Origin of the sequence: Roseimicrobium sp. ORNL1 (assembly GCF_011044495.1) — a bacterium.
Lineage (GTDB): Bacteria > Verrucomicrobiota > Verrucomicrobiia > Verrucomicrobiales > Verrucomicrobiaceae > Roseimicrobium.
Genome location: NZ_CP049143.1, coordinates 3,230,546 through 3,250,119, shown reverse-complemented (window position 1 = coordinate 3,250,119; position 19,574 = coordinate 3,230,546). Strand labels below are relative to the sequence as shown.

Genomic DNA, 19,574 nt, shown 5'->3' with positions numbered 1-19,574 from the left:
TGCGGTTAGCAGGCAATCCAAAGACAAAATTATCTGCCGAAGAGTCGCTTGAAGAGACCAGGCTTCTGCTGGTTGCGCACGTTCCGGCTGCCCTCTTCATCCGCCTCCTGGCGGACGGGGGCGCGGACACGCACGTTCTGTTCGGCACGGGGCGTCCGCTTCGGCGGGGGCTCGTTGTCGCCGGAGTCACCGGCTTCTTCCTCGCTGGCGCCGGGAATCTGCACGGGCGCCACGCCTTCAAAACTAACTGCATCGACGGGAGTGAAGTCTCCCTTTACTTCCGGCACCTGTGCCAGGGCCACCTGATAGCCAGTCTCCAGTGCGAGCGCCTGTTCCATCACGCGCTTCGCAATAGGAGCCGCGCTTACGCCGCCGCCCTTGCCCCCCTGCACGAGAATGCAGCAGGCGAACTTGGGATTCACATAGGGGGCAAAGGTGATGAAGAGGGTGTGGTTGTCCTTCACGGACTCGCCCTTTTCATTGTGCCGCCAGTTCTGGGCAGTGCCTGTCTTGCCTGCCACTTCCACGTTGGTGATGCGGGCCGCGCGGGCCGTGCCGCCGTCCTCCATGACCACGCGCCACATCCCCTTGCGCACGAGATCGATCTTCTCTGGCGTGAGTCCGAAGTCCGCGAAGTTCGCACGCAGATCCGGCTTCTGCTCACGGACGAGTTCGTTGCCGTCCATCACCTTCTTCAACAGGTGCGGCTTGAAGGCGAGACCGCCGTTGCCCACGGCAGCGGCCACACCGGCCATCTGGAGGGGGCTGGCCTGCACTGCCCCCTGGCCAATGGAGATGTTCGCCATGGTTGCCTCTGAAAACGTTTCTTTGGGACGGTTCACATTCCACCAGCGCTTGGTCGGCAGGATGCCAGGATCCTCTTCTTCCAGCTCAATACCGGTGCGTGTGCCAAGGCCCAGCATGTCGCCCGCCTTGGTCATGTTGGCGTCACCTGCGTGATTGCCGTACTTGTAGAAGTAGCAGTTGCAGGAGTTCTTGATTCCATCCGAGAGCGTCATGCTGCCATGCGCGCCACCCTTCTGGCCAATCCAGCACTGCATATAGCGATTACCGAAGGTGAGGCCGCCGGGGCAGTTCCACACGTCCTTCTGAATTCCCGCGAGGACGCCCGCCAGCGAGGTCATGATCTTGTAGGTCGATCCTGGCACGAAGCTGCGGACGGAGCGGTTCAGCAGGGGGTTGGTGGGATTGCTGTTGTACTCCAGGAAGTCTGTCTTGCTGATGGAGGGAATGAACTTGTTGGGATTGTACGAAGGCACCGATGCCATGGCCAGAACCTCGCCGGTGGACGGATTCAGCACCACCACGGCACCGCGGCCAATTTTGGGCGTGCTCTCACGCAGCGCCATCTCGGCAATCATCTGGATGCGCGCGTCGATGGTGAGATACACATCATTCCCCTTCCGCGGCTCCTGATAGCTGATTTCCCGCACGAGTCTGCCCTTTTCATTCTGCAGCCAGGTGCGGATGCCTGGGCGTCCACGAAGGTCATCATCCAAACTCTTTTCGAGGCCGGCAACGCCGTAGTCATCAGGGACATACGAGTCCCACTCCTTAATCTCTTCTTCAGACACCTTCTCCACGTCCGCACCCGCCACATAACCGAGCGCATGGCAGGCCATGGAGTCATACAGGTACTGCCTCACCGGCCGCGCCTCGATGTGCACCCCGGGAAGACCCAAGCGATGCTCGGCAAACCTCGCGAACTCCTCGAAGGAAAGGTCACTGCGATAGGCCCAAGGCACCACACCGCGATGCGTGCGGTAGTGAACCTGAAGGTTCTTGGCATTGTACTCCTTGGAAAGGCCAAGCTGGTTCAACGAGCCGATGATCACCTCGTCAAAGATGGCGACGATGTCGATCTCCTCCTTCGAGCGCATGATGCCTCGATTCGGGAAAAGGAAGTTTCGCATGGGCACTTCGCGCCGGAGTTCCTTTGGCAGGCCCTTATTCTCCACTTCGAGCATCTTCTTGTACTCATCCACCAGCGTCTTGAGGTCGATGCGCACTTCGAAAGAGGGCTTGTTCGCCACGAGGGTGATCCCGTTGCGATCCTTGATCTCGCCGCGGGTGCCGGGCACGCGGGCACGCCATTCCTTGGTGGTAGGAATCTTGTGAACGAACTCCTCGTTTCGTTCAACGCTGAGATTCCACAAGCGCTGCGCCAGGGCGCCGAAGCCCACCAGCAGCATGATGGTGAAGATATAAAGGCGGAGGCGGTACTTAACGACCATTGTAGCGGTAAGCTAGCCCCTCATTCCTCACTTCATGGTGGACCAGACGCGCAAGCGTATGAAGAAGGAACAACAGGAGCGGTGAAACGAGCATGGCCAGTAACGTATTGGTCACCAGCTTGGTCCACATCCCAGGTTGAAACGCAAAACTGCCCCGGACGAAGGAGAGCAGCAAATATTCCGTGAGCAGCCACGCGAAGGTGCCCACACCCACCATCAGCACGGGAAGCTCCCAGCGCCCCCGGCGAAACAGCGGACGAATGCCCTGCATGAGCGCGCCGATCATGCCAAAGAGGATGATCGAGTAGCCCACCGGCATGGCAGTGATGTTTACATTCTTTTCCAGATGATTCTCAGTCACCAACTCGGTGGCCTCCAGAGCAGGCACCTTCTCCGGGCGGTACGGAAGGTGCCGCGCATCCCACACCAGGCCGGTGAAGAGGGCCAGGATGAGCATCACAGGAAAGGTGACACTGAGGGACGCGGAAAGGAAGAAGACCGGAGGCAACAGCACCCGCGCATATTGCGCAAAGGCAATCGCAGGAATGAACTCCTGCATCCCGAACGAAAGCGCCAGGAGGCCAAACACCAGGAAGTTATAAACGAAGCTCATGGTGTATTGGCTGTTTCCTTGTGCACCACGAACACATCTTGGAGCAGGGAGAAATCCACGGCAGATTCTACCACGGCTTCGCCGGAAATGTCACGAATCTCAAACGTCTTTACCTTCCCCAAGAGGATGTTACCGGGGAATACCCCGCCTTCTCCGGTGGAATAAACGGCCGCTCCGGGGTTGATCTTCAGGGTGCGGTCCAGGAACTTCAGCCGCAGGTCGGGCCGTGTTTCAAAGCCCCCGCGCTCCCCCATCAGGATGCCCTGCGCCTGCATGCCCTCAATGCGGGCAGCCACGCGGCACTCTTCGTCTGTAAGCAGGATCACTTCCGCGGTATGCAGGGCGACCTTGCCCGTCTTCCCCACCATGCCGATCTGGCCCACGTAGGTGATGACTGCGCTGTCCGTACCCACGCCATCTGCGGTGCCCTTGTCGATGATGACCGTATTCCACCAGTTCGACGAGGAGCGGCGCAGCACGCGGGCGGCGGTGAGCTTCATGTCGATCTGCTGGCGGTACTCCAGCATGCCGCGGAACTTGTTGTTCTCCGCGAGTGCGTCCTCGTACTTCCTGGCGGTGATGCTGAGTTTGTCCACCTCTTGTTGGAGGCGGCGGTTTTCATCTTCGAGGGCAGCCACGTCCCGGGGACTGGCAGTGACCTGCTGGACCTGCTGCTCGACCTGGGCGCCGCCGCGGATGAACGGAGACAGCACTCCCATGACCCACGTCTGGATGGCGCGGGTCTGCGGCGTCTTCAAGGTAAACACTGCCACCACTGCCGCTAGGAACAGCAGAAGGGCCGCCACATTGAGTTTATTCATGGATACAAGGCTCCGGCTCAGGATTCACCCGGTGACACCCACTGGGAGTATTCCGGCAGTGTATCTGGCTTCACCTGCCAGATGGACATCTCAGGCCTCCGAGGTGCTCACCTTGCGCAGAAATTCGATTTCGCTGAGCACACGGCCCGCGCCTTCCGCCACGGCGCTGAGCGGATCTTCCGCCACATGCACCGGCAGCGCCGTCTCTTCCTGCAGCAGCTTGTCCAGCCCGCGCAGAAGCGCCCCGCCACCCGCGAGCATGATGCCGCGGTCCACAAGGTCGGCAGAGAGTTCAGGGGGGCAGCGCTCCAGCGTGGTACGCACGGCGTCAATGATCGTGTTCAGAGGCTCCAGCATGGCCTCACGCACTTCCTGGCTGGTGATGGTGATGGTCTTCGGAAGGCCGGCGACCATGTCGCGGCCCTTCACTTCCATGGTGGTCTCCTTGCCCAGCGGGTAGGCGGAGCCGATGCGCAGCTTGATTTCTTCCGCCGTGCGCTCGCCAATCATCAGATTGTACGCGCGCTTCATGTAGTTGATGATCGCCTCGTCCAGCTCGTCACCGGCGACACGCACGCTGCGGCTGTACACGATGCCGCTCAGCGAGATGATGGCCACTTCCGTGGTACCACCGCCGATGTCCACAATCATGTTGCCTGCGGCTTCCTGCACCGGTAGGCCCACGCCGATGGCGGCGGCCATGGGTTCTTCAATAAGATACACTTCACGGGCGCCAGCCTGCTCTGCGCTTTCCTTTACGGCGCGCTTCTCCACCTCCGTGATGCCGGAGGGCACGGCCACGACGACGCGCGGCTTCGCGAAGGTGCGGCGGTTGTGCACCTTGCGGATGAAGTGACGCAGCATCGCTTCCGTCACCTTGAAGTCTGCAATCACGCCATCCTTCAGCGGGCGGATGGCCACAATGTTGCCGGGCGTACGGCCCAGCATGCGCTTGGCATCATCTCCGACGGCCACCACTTCGTTGGTGCCGGCCTTCACCGCCACCACGGAAGGCTCGCGGAGGACGATGCCGTTGTCTTTGACGTAAACGAGAGTATTCGCGGTACCGAGGTCAATGCCGATATCATTGGCGGCAAATCCAAACAGGCGTCCAAAAAAAGACATGGGGTTCGTTAAATTGGGTAGAAGTTGAGCAAAGTGATCGGAATCAGGGAAAGGGACACCGGGTCTTGAGCGTTCGTGGAAAGTGCCAGTTTCTAGAACTGGACCCTTGAATGCAGCGGCAACCGGCTGACCGCCAGTAAAAAACCCCCTAATAGTTCGTCAAGGGAAACCTTCTTGGCATTCTCATTCAGGGTGCCCTCGGCGGCATGGCATGGAACATGCTTAGTCAACCGCCTCACTATCAGGCATGTGCAGCGGAAATCATGCCATCTGCACGCGACATTCTTACGAAGAAGCACTAATTCGCCTAGGAGCCACCTTGCCAACGTACACCCCGGAGGCAGGTCGCCAGGACTGGCCATTTTTCAACCAACAAAGCTGGCACCAGGCAGCCCCCACCGACTCAAAGGGACGTGAACCCGGTTGCATTGCAGGCCCACCAGCCGGGACCCCATTTTTCTGCATCAAGAACACTCGCCCGTGACTCGGGAGAGATCTGCATCATGAGCAACGACTGGCCGTCTCCTGAACTCCCCTGCCCCACTCAGCCTGGCGTATTCCGCGACCCAGTCAGGAAACATGAAGCGATGGTTCATGTCACCAAAGGAAGCGGAAAGGACGAGTGAGAACACTCTGTCTTGAGGTGATGTATCTGCAAGGTCACGTGCGCACCACCAGCTTTCCCCCTTTGACCTTCATCACCGTTCCGAGGAGGTTTCCTCATCCGCCCAATCGACAAACGTCGTCGTAATAATCTTCTACGTATACGACAGCAGAGGTACCAGCCGATGCGGTGCGGCGCCTCCTCAGCACATCTGCAGAGATGTCATTCGAATGCACCTGCAGTAGATCCCATCCTCACATTTCTTGCATAAAACTCGCCTTGCCGGTGTCAGTTTGGAGAGAACCCGAGCTATGGAACAGAACCCCTGCCCGCAGAATCATCCGCCCGGCGCTTCGGACGCCCACGACTTCAGAAATGTGGTGAAGAACCATGCGGCCATGGTCCATGCGACGGCACGGCGCATCACTCGCGATGCCACGCTCGCAGAAGACGTGACCCAAGAAACCTTTCTCGCACTGGCGCGCCATGGACATCACCCTTTGGAGTCGGTGGCCGCGTGGCTATGCCGGGTCGCTGGACGAAAGGCGAGGAACGCCGTTCGGGGAGAAGCACGGCGGCGGCGAAACGAGGCCGCAGCCGTGGCACTGGCGTCAAGTGATACAGATGATCTCCCGTGGACCATGCTGGAGCCGGACATCAGGCAGTTCCTCAGCGAACTGCCAACGCCATGGAAAGAGTGTATCGAGGATCACTACATCGAGAGACGAGCCCAACAGGAGATCGCCCAACGCAGGGGTATCAGTCAGGCAACAGTGTCGCGATATCTCGATGCGGGAATTCGTGAATTAAAGAAAAAGGTCCGTTCCAGGGGGCTCATTGCCGGTGCCGCGCTGGCCACAGGTACAAGCGCGCAAGCCTCTTCAGCCAATTCCCTGTCGTCAGTGAGTTGGTCCGGATCGATCGCCGCAGGGGGCACGCCTCCGGGTGCCTCGGTGAGCACTTTTCACTCAGCCATCCTCGCCATGAAGGCCTCAAAAATCCTCCTTGCCGCCGTAGCCATCATTGCCGTCGTTCTTCCCACCGCTCATCTTCTTGATCGACGGGAACCAGCCGTCACACCCCTGGTAAAAAAGCCTGCGACCGCACGATCTTCCTCGAGTTCTGTCGGCTCGGAAGTCACCAAGTCCGGGAACATGGCCGCAGACCAGGAGCAGGAGTTTTCCGATCCTGTGATGCCCGGGATGCGCTCCCGAGTCGATGCCATGGTGCAGCGCTTCGCGGGTCTCACAAACGAACAGTTGGACGAGGATCCGGAATTTCAAAAACTGAGATACCGTTTCTTTGGCAACTTCGGGGGAGCAGTGTCCCCCCGCCTTCTCCAGGCGATGAATGAGATCGAAGCTGCGCTGGGCCCCGACAGGCTACCACCCGGTACGACCGCCACTTTGAGTTTGCCTCAGTCCGCTGAGCTGGCAGAACCTCACGGCCGGACTTGGCTGGAAGTCGCCTCGTCCGGGGATGCCGATCAGGCGAAGGAGTGGGTGGCAATCCAGTACCAAAGAGCGGCCCTCGAATTTCTCATGGACCCAACTCTGAAAAAATCCAGCAATGGAGTCGGGGTCGTGGAAATGCCAGTCGAAGCAAAGACCGACAACGAATGAGGCGGTCAAGCAGCTCCAGACGATGACAAAGAAAAATACTGAAGTGATGGTCTGCGATGAAGCGCGGATGCGTCTGTGAGCTAGCGCGGAGCAAGCCGGCCTGATTCAACTTCAATCACACTTCCCTGGAATCTCTCCTCATCCGCCCAGTCCGTAAAGGTCGTCGTGATAATCTTCTGCGCATGCTTCGGCAAGTGCTCCAGCAGCGCCGCCCGCCTTCGCTTGTCCAGTTCCCCAAAGATGTCATCCAACAAGAGCAGCGGCGGTTCCCCTGCTCCGTCCTCCAGCACACGCGCCTGTGCGAGTTTCAGCGCCAGGCACAGTGTCCGTTGCTGTCCTTCCGAGGCAAACGCGCCCGCATCGCGTCCATTCACTTCGAGACGCACATCATCCCGATGCACCCCCAGCGCCGTGCTGCGCACCCGCTGCTCTTCCGCGCGCGCATCGAGCAACGCCTGCTCCATCGAGTTTCCTTCAAAGCCACGCCAGTACGCAATCGCCGCATCCTCCGTCGCGCCGCTCACCGCCGCGTGCGCATGCTGCACATGAGGCGCGAGACGTTCCACCAACTCTGCACGCAGCCGCGCCAGCACCTCGCCATGTGCCGCGAGTTGCGCTCCATACGCATCCACCTGCTTCCACGCGATCACCGCATCGCGCTTCAACAAAAAGTTCCGGCTGCGCAACGCCCGTTCATAGTTCCTCAGCGCCGGCAGATACGCGGGAAACAACTGCGCCGCCGTAAAGTCCAAGTACCGCCTCCGGTACTCCGCGCTGCCGCGCGCCAGGTTCATGTCCGCATGGTCCATCCACACCACGCGAGCTGTGCTCTTCAGGTAGTCTCCACTCCTCCCGCACACCCCTTCGTTTACCGCCAGCCGCCGCGTCGTCGCGCTTTGTCCGAACCGCAGCCTCGCCTCATTCCACCGTCCTTCGATCACGCAGGCCTTGGCTCCGAAACGGATGAAGTCTGTGCGTGCATTCGTGCGTGGGGACTGCAGCCGCATCAACAGGCACGCAGCCTCCAGCAGGGAGGTTTTTCCCTGCGCATTCCGACCCACCAGCAGCGTGGTCCCGGCATGAAACGGCACCTCAGCCGCCTCGAAACACCGGTAATCCTTCAGCCGCATCCACTTCAACATCAGCGATGATGCGATGAACTTGCCCGATGTCCAGCTCCGGGTGACCGCACACACCAATCCGGCACAGTATCTGCTTGTTTAAAGAGGTGAATAAACCGGACCTCCGTACATCCGGGATTTTGGCCTGTAACGATTAGTTCGGTTGCCAGCCACCCCGCGGTGCGAACCATACTTCCCCAAACTCGAACACCTACCATCTGGCACTAACCATCTACCTCTGAACGAATGAACGACCTTGTCTACATCAGCCGCAACTTCACCGAATTCGGAGGCTTCGCCCCCGCTGAAATCGTGGACTTCCAGAAGAGAGGCATCCTGTGCGAGAGCGACTTCGTCCGCGTGCACGGTTCCGAGGCCTGGATTCCCCTGACGGACTGGCTCACCAGCGCTGTCGCCACGGATACGCCAGCGCCGAAGGCCGCGAAACCTAAGGCGAAGGCTCCTGCGAAGAAGAAGGCGGCCAAGAGCAGCACCAAAAAGGAAAAGGCAGCAGCCTGATTTCCACCTTCCTCCGCTCCTCGTGATGGCGTGCGCCATGGCGTGGCGCAGGATCATTCGCATTTGATTTCCCGGGCAGGCGGGTGCATATCACGCGCCCCCTTCCCATGCCAAGTTTCCAGACAGTCAAAGGCTTCCGAGATTTCCTCCCGGAAGATTGTGGTCGGCGCAACTACATCTTCGCCCGCTGGCGCGAAGTGGCCGCACGCCATGGCTTCGTGGAATACGAAGGCCCCATGCTGGAAAGCACGGACCTGTATCGCAAGAAGAGCGGGCAGGAGATCACGGAGCAGCTCTTCTGCTTCACCACGAAGGGTGAAGAGGAAGTCTCCATGCGCCCTGAGGTGACGCCCACGCTCGCACGCATGGCCGCCGCAAAGCAGCGCGACTATCCGAAGCCCATGAAGTGGTTTCAGATTGGTCCATGCTTTCGCTATGAGCGCCAGCAGCGCGGACGCCTCCGTGAGTTTTATCAATACAATGTCGATATCCTCGGCGAGTCCTCCCCTGCGGCGGATGCGGAGCTGGTGGCCTTTGCCATCGAAAGCCTGCGCACCTTCGGCTTGGAACCGGGCGACTTTGTGATTCGCCTGAGTGATCGTCGCCTGTGGGCGGACTTCGCAGCGAAGTTCTCGCTCGATGAAGAGAAGAACGCCTCTTTTCTTCAGGTCATCGACAAGATGGAACGCGCTCCCGAAGCCGTGACGGATGAGAAGCTCCAGGCACTGGGCATTTCACTGGCGCAGGTGCGTGAGTTCATCGCCTCGGTGAATGAAGATCATCCCACCTTCGCTCCTCTGCGTGAGAATCTCTCCGCCCGTGGCCTCTGGCAGTATGTGAAGATCGACCCCGGCATCGTGCGTGGTCTCGCCTACTACACCGGCACGGTGTTCGAGGCGTTTGATGTGAAGCATGGTCTGCGCGCCATCGCCGGCGGCGGTCGTTATGACAATCTCGTAGGTCTCCTCAGCGACGGTTCCGTGAATCTCCCTGCGTGCGGTTTCGCCATGGGTGATGTGGTCCTCGGCGAACTCATCAAGGTTACGCCCGCAGCACAAGCAGCCATGGACCAGTGGACGCATCAGGCCTCTGCCCTGGATGCTTACGTGATCATCGCAGATGAAGCACAGCGCAGCAATGCGCTGGCCATCGTGCAGCGCCTGCGTCAGGCTGGCATGCGTGCCGACTACAGCTTCACCGCGCAAAAGGTCGGCAAGCAGTTCCAGGCAGCGGACAACAGCAAGGCGCACTTTGGGGTCGTGGTGGGTGCTGAGTATCCCATGCTCACGCTGCAGAACATGCGCACGCGCTTCAAGAGCGAAGTGCCGGCGGATGCGCTGGAGCAGAAGCTTAGCGAAGCCCTGAGCGAGCCGGAGACGGGTGCGCTGCTCGCCTAAGCAGAAGCGACACTACCAAAGCCTGCGGAACCCAAGGCTCACATTCCAGGGTTCATCGATCTTATCGCCGAACGCTGCCGTGTACTCCATGTAAAGTTGATCGCGCGAGGTGAGCTGAGTGATAAGACCCACTCCACCTTCGAAGCGCACGCCGTCCAGATCCACATTCAAATCCGCACCGTCGGCGTTGATACGGCCCCCCTCCGTCAGGGCATCGATCACTGAGGCCCTGACATACGGCTGCCAGATGGACCCGTTGTGTTCGATCCGGCATCCCACGATGACACCAGCCCTCAATTGGAAGACATCGGCCTCGTCCGCGTTCACGCCGATTCCAGATTCCGTGGTGTAATCTCCGCCGGTGATGTGTGTGTAGGCGGCCTGCAGCTGCGGCTCCACAAACCATCCCTTGCCCAACGGGAACTGACGTCCCACTTCCACCGAGAGGCCCAGACCCCAGTTGTGATAGCTGCTGTGGAAGTGCTCCCCGAGGTTCGAAACTGGACCCAACTCATTCTCGAACCGGTTCACCTTGCCCACGACATCGAGATACCAGCCACTGTCTGTCATCCAGGTGCCATAGACACCACCATAGGCACTTTCCGTGTCGCCTTCGCCGCGCTCGTCAAAGTCACGATCCGCACCGCTATAGCCGCCGTACGCCCCAAGCCAGAAGCGCCCATTCTCCAAACGGAATGATCGATCCACACCCATGGAAATGCCCCAGAGGTACTCGTCAAAGCTGCTGACTCCTCCAGGATCCGCATTCAGGCGTCTACCATAACCACGCAGCCACACATCCCAGCGCTGCTCGGCCGGTTGTACCGGGGCTGGGGTTTTGACTGGCACCACGTATTTCCCGTCCACAGCAACGGGGTTCTTTGGGTCATGTCGAGCAGGAGTGGGTGCATATCCTAATCTCAGTTCACCCATGCGTTCATGGAGCGTGTTGAGTTCGCCAAACCAGATCACCGGCAGTACCGCTGCGGTGCTGGTGATCACGTGACCCTCGGCACTGAGTTCAGGAATGCCGCCACCACCTCCGCCTCCGATTCCGCCATCTACATCCACGATTTCATTCACCAAGTACCATGCTGTGGGATCAGGCGTGTTGCCCTGATTGTTCCCCAGACGCAGGCGGTAGACGAAGACGCCCGCCTCCACTTTCTCACCAGGGTTCGCCAGTTTGAAGATTGCGCCTGCGGCACCATCAGTCGTCTGGACCACGCGCAACGCCTGCCCGGGGCCCGTGGGACTGCCGCCACGATTGAAGATCAGCAGTTGATGATTGCCCTGCCCCAGCCCCTCAATCACCAGGAGATCTCCCAGGATGCGCCGGAGATCGGTATTCATGCCGAAGAGTCCGCGCTGCCCGGAGAGATTGCCATTGATGGTGAGGATTTTGAACTCCGGTCCCGTCGGTGTGGAGAAGTGGATGTAGCTGTCCACGATGTGAAGGTTCGTGATGTTCGAACTCCCGGTCATTTCCCAGAGGCTGTTGTCCACCATGGTGAGATTGGAAACACTTCCCGGGGCGGTGAAGGCCGAGCCCACCACCGTAGAGTTCACGAGAGTGATGTTTGCCAGGCCCGGTGTGGCCGCGAGTGCGACGATGGCAGGCGCGGCGAAGGGTTCAGGCTCAGGTTCGGGCTCGTCAGGAGGAAACTCGGGGTCGGGCGTGTCGGGAATTCCCACGATGGCTGGTTCCGGCGCTGTGAGGAGGGGGAAGTCGGCGGCAGTGGCGACGCGCAACCACTCCCCACTTCCGCCAGCGAATGAGTTGGTGAGCGTGATGTTGGCGGCCCCTGCCACGGCGATGGTAGGGCCACTCCGATTGATGAGGCGGCTGCTGGTGAATCTCGCGACGGAAACGGGCCCACCTTCACCAAGGGCGAAGAGCGCTGCGGACAAGTTTCCCGTGGCCATCACCAGTGAATTGTTCCCCACAATGAGGCCACCGTTCTCGGCGACCGCTCCATGTGCGAATTCACCTGTGGAAATGACGTTCGAGTTGTTTACCGTGACTGAACTGGGACTGCTCCTGGCCAGTATTCCGTGAGCCCTCAATCCCTGAGTGGACACGGAACTATTGTGGGCAATCACCGTCCCTCCCGACACGGCGCGCAATCCCACGGCATTCTCTCCGTGCGTGGTCACAGAAGAGTTGAAGATTTCCACCAATGCCGGGGCAGCGAGGAAGTTCTGCTGAGCGAGCACCCCGTACGCATTCAGGCCAGAGGTCTCCACCGTGAGATTGGTACCCGTGATGGTGGCAGGGAACTGCGGTCCCACCTGCTCCACCACGGAAAAGAGACCGAGTCCCAACCGATTCGTTGTGGTGATGGTGTTGTTTAACAACGTCACGACACCCCCATCATCTGCCACCACACCCATGGCCTCCTCACCCGTTGTCAGGACGCTGGTACCAATGGCGATGAGACTGGCTTCCGGATTGCGGGCTGCAAGGCCATGTGCGCGTGCGCCGGCGCGGACACTGTTTCCCGAGGTGGTGACGGATCCCCCGTTCAATGTGATATCACCTGCTTGGTCGGCGATCGCCCCCATGGAGTTGTCGATGCCGCTGGTCACGACCGTAACATTGGTGGCGTGGATCGTGGAAGAACCGCCAAGAGGGCTGGATGCAGCCAGGCCCGCGGAATCACGCCCCTCCGTGGTCACGGATCCACCTGTGATGGTCGCCGAAGAACCCGTGATCGTCCTCACACCGTAGCTGGTAGGACCCGTAGTTCGGACCGTGGTGTTTGTCAGTTCGATACTGGAACCGATATTCTCCACCTGAACTCCGCCCAGTTGGGTGACCAAGATGGAGCTGTCAGTCACGGTCGCGGTGCCCCCTGCGATGATCTGGATGCCATAGGCCCGGGGACCACTTACGGCGATTGCGGTGTCGCTGATTGAAGCGGAAGAGCCTGCATCCTGAACCGAGACACCATGTCCACGGGTACCTGTCGCGGTGATTGTGCTGCCGACACCACTTATTTGAAACGTGCCGCCCGAAATCGCCCGCGCCGCCGACGAGGGAGCAGCATCCGTGGGCGAGGAACTATTTGCGGTAAGCGTGCTGCCAATCAACGAAATGCTCCCTCCACCTTCGGCCAGCGCGGCATCCCCAGTCCCGGTCGCTCCCGAGACATTCAAAATGACGCCGGTGCCATTGATTTCAGTCCCGGTTCCGATGGCATGCAGGGCATGGCTGCCCAGAAAGGTGGTAGCAACATAAGTTCCCGTCGTGGTGACCTGAGTTCCACTGAGCGTGATTACCGCACCATCCTCTGCTCGCAAACCGGTGGAACCCCGTGACAACGTTTCGACCGTGCCGCCTGTCAGGGAAACGGTGCTGCCGGATCCCGTGGCAAAGACGGCGTGGTTCAACGTGCCATTCCCACCGCCACGGGTGGAGATGGCGGCATTGACGAATGTGGCAGCACCGCCGCTCTCAACGCGTAGGGCATTGAGGTTGCTTGCGGTGGTTGCTGCTGCGCCGGTGGTGATGGTGGTCCCCGTTCCATCGATCAAACTGCCGCTGCCTACCGACAGGACACCTCTCTGGTTGGCGGAGGTCGTCACCGTGAGGACGCTGGATCCGCTCAGATGGATGACACCACCGCTTGCCGCGGAGGCTCCAATCGTGGCTCCTGTACCGAGATTGATGGTGATGTTGTTGGCCGTAATGACGCCACCGGGATTGATGGCATTCAAGCCCGGGATTGCAGGATTGGCCACATTGATGATCGATCCTGCCGGCACCGTCGTGGGAGTTCCGTTGACGGAAACCGGGGTCACGACCTGACTCATGCCCGCATATTCAAGGTTGATACTGAAGGCAACGACCAATATGGCGGTCATTGCCAACCTGGGATTCGTTGAGAACAGCTTACATGGGCTGCGAAAACGCGCAGCCAGGGGATTTATTCCTTCCATAGCAATGCCTCCGGAAGCAAGCAGGCAGAGTAGAGGGCAAAAAAATCAGCCCTCCATTCGAGGAGATGACGCCAGTATTTTCTCTACTAAATTAAGAAATAACCACAGACCCATGCCAGGCTGGGAAGTTCCTGGCAGAGAGTGATATCGTGCAATATCACCGTTGGCGGAATTGTTATCAGCGAATCAATCAAGAACCACAAGTGCGCCCGCCTAACACGAATGCATGCAACAAACCACGAGAGCCGCTACACAATAAGTCTTTATGCACACTTATTCATGCCCAGAGCTTTCGTGGTGCTCATGCACTTCGCAGAAGCAACTGAATGCCATGAACGTAACAACGCGGGTCACCTCACAACGTTGCAGCCCTCCCACCTCCGCCCGCTATAAACGGACGCGCAGGAGCGCATCCCTACCGCCATATCTAGAGAAGGCGCTTATGTGCGGGACGGGGGAGGAGCTCAATCGCTCCCAAACGTTTTTCTGTTCACCAATCCCAATGGAAAGCGGTAACACCACCCTCCTCCTCTAGGGTGAGCGTTCCCTCATCAAACCTGCGGTAGGGATGCGCTCCTACGCGTCCGACTATAGTTGGGCGGAGGCGGTGGGACACCGCACCGCAAACCAACTCCATGTTCTACTTCGCGAAGCACGCCGCAGTCGTCAGCTTCGCGATCATGAAACAGCCCCCGCTCACCCTGTCGAAAACTCGACGAACCCCTTTTTCCTTATCCCCCACCCCTACTGCGCCGCCTTCTTCGCGAGCTCGTTGTACTTCGTCATGAGATCGTTGTACTCCGTGGTGCGCGTATTGAGCTTGTCCACGACGCCATCACGTTCGGTGGCTAGATCCTTGAGCATCTGGTTCTGCTTCTCGATGGTTTCGTTCTGCTTCTTTACGGCCTCATTCTGGGCGATGACGGCAGCGTTTTGACTTTCAATGGTCTCCTTGCTCTGCTCCATGCCGGTGGCATTGGCGGCGAGTTTCTTCTGCAGTTTCTCCGCCCGTGCGGTGGCTTCGGCGAGCTGCAGCTTGGTGGCGTTCGCCTCCTGCTCTTGAGCAGCAATCTTCGCCCCCTGTTCATCAATGCGCAGGGTGAGTTGCTTGATTTCCTTCTCCCAAGCGGAAAGCTTTTCCTCAAGCGTGTTGCGCTTGCCACGCTCCTCATCGAGCAGGCCTTCCACTTCCTTCAGACTGGTGCGCAGTTCCGTCTCGCGGATCCACTGCTTCGCGCAGAGACCGCAGATACCAAGCACCAGCACTGCCAACAATACTCCAAGAAACTTCGTCATGACGGCTTACTGAACAGGTGCAGATGCGGGAGCTGGAGCGGAAACGGGGGCAGGTGCCGGGACTGGCGCTGGCGCTGACGCAGGAGTCGCAGCAGCACCGGGAGCGGTAGCACCAGCCGGGCCCTTCGCCATGTCAGGAGCCTTCGTCTGGAAGGCCACCTTTTGGAAACCGACTCGGCGCACCGTGTCGAGAACCTGCACCATGGAGCCATGGCGGGCATTGGCATCCCCGCTGATGTATACGGGAGTCTCGGCGTTGACCTTGAACTTCTCGAACAACGCTTTCTCCAGTTCTGGCAGCGTCATGCGATTGGTATCCATGAAGTAGTTGCCGCTGGCATCGACCGCGAGGTTGATCATGTCCGGCTTGAAGTCCTGCTTCGCCGTGGTGGCAGTGGGCAGGGAGACCTTGATGGTCTGCTGCTTCGCCATCGTCAGGCTCACGAGCATGAACGAGGCGAGCAGGAAGAACATGATGTCGATCAACGGGATGATCTCCAATCGAGCCTTCTTCTGGGGAATGGGAGAGCGTAGCTTCATGAGCTCAGGCTGGTGGCTGCTGTGCTTGGCAAAAAGTTACGCCGTGTAGCCGAGGCTCTTCTGCTCCGCCTCATTCTGCGCCACGAGCACGGTCACGTTCGTGGCGGCGGCTTCGAGGTCGAACTGGAACTTCGCCAGACGCGAGTGGAAGTAGTTCAGCGGAATGAGCGTGCTGATGGCGATCCCAAGACCAGCTGCCGTGGCGATGAGTGCTTCACCGATACCGCCCGTCACCTTTTCGACGGCGAGTTCGCTGTCACCGATGGAGGTGAAGGAACCCATGATCCCCGTCACCGTGCCCAGCAGGCCGAGCAGCGGCCCGAGTGTCACGATGGTATCCATGGCATTCAGGAAACGGCCCGCCTTCTGCATCTCCAGTCCGGCGGCGACTTCAAGCGCGCCCTGCAAGGAGCTGTGATGATGGTTCAAACCATGATGTATCATGCGGATGACCGGGTCGGAGGAATTGCGGGAAAGCTGGATGGCCTCCTTCATGTTCCCCTCTTCAATCGCACCGTACACCGACTCCAGCCGCTTGGGATCGCGGCGCCCGGTAAGGCGCAGCCACCAGGTGATACGCTCAGCGAGAATACAGATGGCCACCACCGCCGTCAGCAGGATGGGATACATGATCGGGCCGCCCTTATGGACGTATTCCACAATGGCGTTGCCGAGGATGGGTGTGATTTCGATGGTCATTACTTATCTTGAGTGACTGGCGGGATATCTTAGCGACGGAGCTGAAAGATGAAGGGAACGGTATAAGTCGTGGCCGCTCCTGCTGGGAAACGCCAGCGGCGCTGAATCCAGCTCAAAGCGTAATTGTCCAGCTCAGAATTGCCGCTCGTGCTCAGCACACGAATTGACGTGATGGTACCGGTGGCGTCGCAAGCGATGACAAACTTCGGACTGCCGGAGATTCCCTTGGCCCGTGCCCAGGAAGGATAGGGTGGTGCAGGCCGCTTGCCTATGCTGCCTGTGCCACCGGTGCGCATCCCCTGCCCTGCGCCACTCGCGCCAGATCCCGTGCCCGTACCTGTGGACTGCACCGTGGCCGGTCGCGGACGCGGCGCCTGAGGTTTGGGCTTGGGTTTCGGCTCCGGCTTGGGCTTCACCTCTTCCATCTTGATGGGCTCAACGATCTCCTGCTTCTCAGGCACGGGGAAGATCACATTCTCTGGCACGACCGGCTCCACGATCTCCGGCACGGGCTGCTCCACCACCACCTCTTCGGGCACGACTTCCTCCACCACCTCTTCCTCGGGAACAACCTCCTGCTCCACGGAATCCGCTTGCAGTTCCACCATGCCACCCATGGTTTCATCATTGGCATCCCGGTCGGTGTTGCCCTCTTCGTAGAGGCTCAGCTCAAAGGGGGCCTGGTACAACCCCACGCCACCCGTCACGAGAAAGCTCGCAAGGATGGCATTGGCACACGCAAGCCACATGCGCGCCCCGATGCGACCACTCTGCATCGTGTAGCGCACCAGCTCGGACCGGATTCCACCCACCCGCGGCAACCGGGGTGGCGGCGCCGCAGATAAAGGTGGAGGTGCAGTTGACAGTTTCAAGCAGGTCGAAAGAGTAGAACGGAGCGCAGTTGCGTCAAGTTGCGGCTGCGTCTCAATTTCAGCGAATTCATCCCATTAGTCCCTTCTTGTGCAAACCGAGACCAATTCCCCCAATCTTTCGCCCATCCTCGCTCTTACAGAGCAGGCGGAGCAGCTCCACGCCCAGGGTTCGCCCGCCGCTTGCCGCCAGTCCATCGCCCGCGCCGAGGAAGGATTGAAGGCATTAAACATTTTATCGAAAAATGATTTTGGCCCTGCTCCCCTTCTGGCGGGTCGTCTGCTTCTATGCCGCGGAAATGCCCAGCGTGACCAGCGGACCGCCGAGGGGCGAGTGGATTCCCTCGCCTCCTATGACCACGCGCTGGCTGCGGTGGCGAGCACCACGGTGCCGGCTGATGCCTCCCCGTTTGACCGCCAGCTCGCGGCCAACATTCTGACCAACAAGGGTATCACCCTGCTGCAGTCCAGTGACGCCGACCTGCTGCGTGAGGCAGTGACCTGTTTCGAAAAGTCCGCGGAGCATCGCAAGAACCTGCCTCGCGACATGCCCAATGTCCGCTGGGGACTCGCCGCCGCGTGGATGAATCGCGGAGATGCTCTCACCCGGCTGGGAAAAACCGATGACCTCAAAGAAGCCGTACGCTCCTATGATGAAGCGATCAGTTGCCTGGAGGAGATTGGCGGCTTTGACCATCCTCCCTTCGTGGTGCGCTATGCCGTGGCTTATATGAATCGCGGTCACGCGCTCATGGCGCAGAACTCGCCGGAGGGTGTGGAAGGGGCCATCAAGTCCTTCGCCTCGGCCACGGCGATGATGGAGATCCATACGCAAAAGGATTCTGTGGAATACAACGGCACTCTTGGCTGCACCATGATGTGCCACGCAGCTGCCCGCATGGAACAAGGGCGCGAGCACGCCGAGGAAGTCGCGGAGGAAGCCCGCAAGGCGATTGCGCACGTGAAGCGTTTCGAGGAACAGGACCTGCTCTCCACGGAAGTGAGCATCAAGTCTCGCCACCTCCTCTGCCGCGCGCTGGCCACCATGCTGGATCGCACCCCTCACGATGCACCTGAGGTGGATGACTGGATCACCGAAGTCACGGACACGGTGGATGAAGGCATGGCCCTGGAGCGTCTCTGGGAGCAGCGTGGACTGGAGGGCTTCCGCCTCATGGCCGTGGAACTGTTCCGCTTTGGCGTGCGTGTGTTCTTCATCCGCCAGCCTCACTTCCTCGCGGAGTTCATCCTGGAGTGCATGGATCCGGAGAAATCCCCGGGCGCACCCGTCACCTCGGAGGAGATGCATCATCTCGCGAGTTCGGTGATTTGGGATGCGGCGCTGAACATCGAACAACGCGCGCGTGGGGCAAACTCGCAGCAGAAGGCGGCCCTGGTGGAGATTGTCAGCGACCTGCATGCCGCAGACAAACGGCTGCAGGAATTGCGCGAGCAGCATCTCGGCACCAGCGGGCCGATGGTGGTGTGAGACAAGAGTCGGATGCTGGCGGGTTGGAAAACCCCCGCCAGCATCTGTCAAAACAGGAAATCCCTGGTTCCTGGAGATCAGTGGACCTGCTCCACGAGCTTGGTGGTGAGCAGTCTCTCGCCGCAGAAGACCTCCACCTTATCGAACAAGGGAGCGCCGCCTTTCTCGGTGTACTTCACATCCAGTTCTGTCTTCACTTGAGTGGCAGGCCCGCTGGGTGAAGTGACATGGAGTTCCAATTGCAAGATACGCGGGTTGATTCCTTGAGGTGAGCGTTTCGTGAGTTTCACCTCCCAGCCGCCGGAGTTCACCTCTGCCTTGGCCGTGACGTGGAGATCCTTCGGTCCTCCGGGACCAGGTTGCAGATTTGCCCACGCCTTCCAGTATCCGGTCTGAGCGTCATGGCAGCGCAGTTGCCAGGCTTGCTTGCCCTCCCAGTCGATGCCGGTGCAGGCAGGGAGCAGCAACAGCAGCAGGGAAATCATCGTGGCGCTAAACAGGGAGATAGTTTTCATTGCGCAAATTAGTGTTTTTCCATTCAACCATAAATCGACATGGGTCGTCCAGAGGAATCCAATGGTGGATGAGGCGCAGTGTCGCAAGGTCCCCGAGGTGGGATTTGCCATGCCCCACCCCTGCCTACGAATTTGCACACGTGGTAT

15 protein-coding genes are annotated in these 19,574 nt (G+C 59.6%); 4 read left to right on the top strand and 11 right to left on the bottom strand.

All coding sequences use genetic code 11. The features are described from left to right. Positions 1-29: 29 nt before the first annotated feature. The 4 genes from G5S37_RS13080 to G5S37_RS13065 form a co-directional block, all read right to left on the bottom strand. Entirely contained in the window at positions 30-2,255 is a 2,226-nt protein-coding gene (locus G5S37_RS13080) for a penicillin-binding transpeptidase domain-containing protein (RefSeq protein ID WP_165204574.1), read from the bottom strand. Beyond that, positions 2,245-2,868 (bottom strand): hypothetical protein, encoded by a 624-nt coding sequence (locus G5S37_RS13075; protein ID WP_165204573.1) that lies wholly within the window; start codon positions 2,866-2,868, stop codon positions 2,245-2,247. Before G5S37_RS13075 ends, G5S37_RS13080 begins: the two co-directional genes overlap by 11 nt. Next, on the bottom strand, positions 2,865-3,689 hold the full coding sequence (mreC, locus tag G5S37_RS13070) for a rod shape-determining protein MreC (protein ID WP_165204572.1): 825 nt from the start codon (positions 3,687-3,689) through the stop codon (positions 2,865-2,867). The genes G5S37_RS13075 and mreC overlap by 4 nt, the downstream gene beginning before the upstream one ends. 90 nt (positions 3,690-3,779) lie before the next feature. Further along, positions 3,780-4,814, bottom strand: a complete 1,035-nt coding sequence (locus G5S37_RS13065) for a rod shape-determining protein (protein ID WP_113957569.1) — start codon at positions 4,812-4,814, stop codon at positions 3,780-3,782. Positions 4,815-5,729: 915 nt separating this feature from the next. Here G5S37_RS13065 and G5S37_RS13060 point away from each other — a divergent pair. Next, positions 5,730-7,040 (top strand): sigma-70 family RNA polymerase sigma factor, encoded by a 1,311-nt coding sequence (locus G5S37_RS13060; protein WP_165204571.1) that lies wholly within the window; start codon positions 5,730-5,732, stop codon positions 7,038-7,040. Positions 7,041-7,120: 80 nt separating this feature from the next. On the opposite strand, the gene recF is transcribed toward G5S37_RS13060, so the two are convergent. After that, a complete protein-coding gene (gene recF / locus G5S37_RS13055) occupies positions 7,121-8,236 on the bottom strand; it encodes a DNA replication and repair protein RecF (protein WP_165204570.1) in 1,116 nt (371 codons plus the stop codon). 171 nt (positions 8,237-8,407) lie between these two features. Between recF and G5S37_RS32315 the strand changes: the two genes are divergently transcribed. Together G5S37_RS32315 and hisS are read left to right on the top strand one after the other, a co-directional pair. Next, positions 8,408-8,680 carry a hypothetical protein gene (locus G5S37_RS32315; RefSeq protein ID WP_206026429.1) on the top strand — a complete coding sequence of 91 codons (273 nt, stop codon included), beginning with the start codon at positions 8,408-8,410 and terminating at the stop codon, positions 8,678-8,680. Between the two features lie 107 nt (positions 8,681-8,787). Next, positions 8,788-10,077 carry a histidine--tRNA ligase gene (hisS, locus tag G5S37_RS13045; protein WP_165204568.1) on the top strand — a complete coding sequence of 430 codons (1,290 nt, stop codon included), beginning with the start codon at positions 8,788-8,790 and terminating at the stop codon, positions 10,075-10,077. 12 nt (positions 10,078-10,089) lie between these two features. Here hisS and G5S37_RS13040 read toward each other — a convergent pair whose 3' ends face one another. From G5S37_RS13040 to G5S37_RS13020, 5 genes are all read right to left on the bottom strand, one after another. Continuing rightward, positions 10,090-13,944 carry an autotransporter outer membrane beta-barrel domain-containing protein gene (locus G5S37_RS13040; RefSeq protein ID WP_165204566.1) on the bottom strand — a complete coding sequence of 1,285 codons (3,855 nt, stop codon included), beginning with the start codon at positions 13,942-13,944 and terminating at the stop codon, positions 10,090-10,092. 819 nt (positions 13,945-14,763) lie between these two features. Then, on the bottom strand, positions 14,764-15,315 hold the full coding sequence (locus G5S37_RS13035) for a hypothetical protein (RefSeq protein WP_165204564.1): 552 nt from the start codon (positions 15,313-15,315) through the stop codon (positions 14,764-14,766). 6 nt (positions 15,316-15,321) lie between these two features. Then, positions 15,322-15,855: a biopolymer transporter ExbD gene (locus G5S37_RS13030; RefSeq protein ID WP_165204562.1), complete on the bottom strand. Its 534-nt coding sequence runs from the start codon at positions 15,853-15,855 to the stop codon at positions 15,322-15,324. Positions 15,856-15,891: 36 nt separating this feature from the next. Then, positions 15,892-16,554: a MotA/TolQ/ExbB proton channel family protein gene (locus tag G5S37_RS13025; RefSeq protein ID WP_165204560.1), complete on the bottom strand. Its 663-nt coding sequence runs from the start codon at positions 16,552-16,554 to the stop codon at positions 15,892-15,894. Positions 16,555-16,583: 29 nt separating this feature from the next. Next, on the bottom strand, positions 16,584-17,366 hold the full coding sequence (locus G5S37_RS13020) for an energy transducer TonB (protein WP_165204558.1): 783 nt from the start codon (positions 17,364-17,366) through the stop codon (positions 16,584-16,586). A 148-nt stretch (positions 17,367-17,514) separates the two neighbouring features. On the opposite strand from G5S37_RS13020, the gene G5S37_RS13015 reads away from it, so the two are divergent. Continuing rightward, complete coding sequence (locus G5S37_RS13015; protein ID WP_165204556.1) at positions 17,515-18,912, top strand: hypothetical protein; 1,398 nt, start codon at positions 17,515-17,517, stop codon at positions 18,910-18,912. A gap of 77 nt (positions 18,913-18,989) precedes the next feature. Here the strand turns inward: G5S37_RS13015 and G5S37_RS13010 are convergent, their stop codons facing one another. Then, positions 18,990-19,427, bottom strand: a complete 438-nt coding sequence (locus G5S37_RS13010) for a hypothetical protein (protein ID WP_165204554.1) — start codon at positions 19,425-19,427, stop codon at positions 18,990-18,992. Positions 19,428-19,574: the final 147 nt, after the last annotated feature.

Excerpts from the sequence above, each read along its gene's own strand:
- G5S37_RS13030 (WP_165204562.1), bottom strand. The coding sequence starts at position 15,855 with ATGAAGCTACGCTCTCCCATTCCCCAGAAGAAGGCTCGATTGGAGATC.
- G5S37_RS32315 (WP_206026429.1), top strand. The coding sequence starts at position 8,408 with ATGAACGACCTTGTCTACATCAGCCGCAACTTCACCGAATTCGGAGGC.
- G5S37_RS13040 (WP_165204566.1), bottom strand. The coding sequence starts at position 13,944 with ATGACCGCCATATTGGTCGTTGCCTTCAGTATCAACCTTGAATATGCG.
- G5S37_RS13035 (WP_165204564.1), bottom strand. The coding sequence starts at position 15,315 with ATGACGAAGTTTCTTGGAGTATTGTTGGCAGTGCTGGTGCTTGGTATC.
- hisS (WP_165204568.1), top strand. The coding sequence starts at position 8,788 with ATGCCAAGTTTCCAGACAGTCAAAGGCTTCCGAGATTTCCTCCCGGAA.
- G5S37_RS13010 (WP_165204554.1), bottom strand. The coding sequence starts at position 19,427 with ATGAAAACTATCTCCCTGTTTAGCGCCACGATGATTTCCCTGCTGCTG.
- G5S37_RS13060 (WP_165204571.1), top strand. The coding sequence starts at position 5,730 with ATGGAACAGAACCCCTGCCCGCAGAATCATCCGCCCGGCGCTTCGGAC.
- G5S37_RS13025 (WP_165204560.1), bottom strand. The coding sequence starts at position 16,554 with ATGACCATCGAAATCACACCCATCCTCGGCAACGCCATTGTGGAATAC.
- G5S37_RS13065 (WP_113957569.1), bottom strand. The coding sequence starts at position 4,814 with ATGTCTTTTTTTGGACGCCTGTTTGGATTTGCCGCCAATGATATCGGC.
- G5S37_RS13080 (WP_165204574.1), bottom strand. The coding sequence starts at position 2,255 with ATGGTCGTTAAGTACCGCCTCCGCCTTTATATCTTCACCATCATGCTG.
- G5S37_RS13075 (WP_165204573.1), bottom strand. The coding sequence starts at position 2,868 with ATGAGCTTCGTTTATAACTTCCTGGTGTTTGGCCTCCTGGCGCTTTCG.
- mreC (WP_165204572.1), bottom strand. The coding sequence starts at position 3,689 with ATGAATAAACTCAATGTGGCGGCCCTTCTGCTGTTCCTAGCGGCAGTG.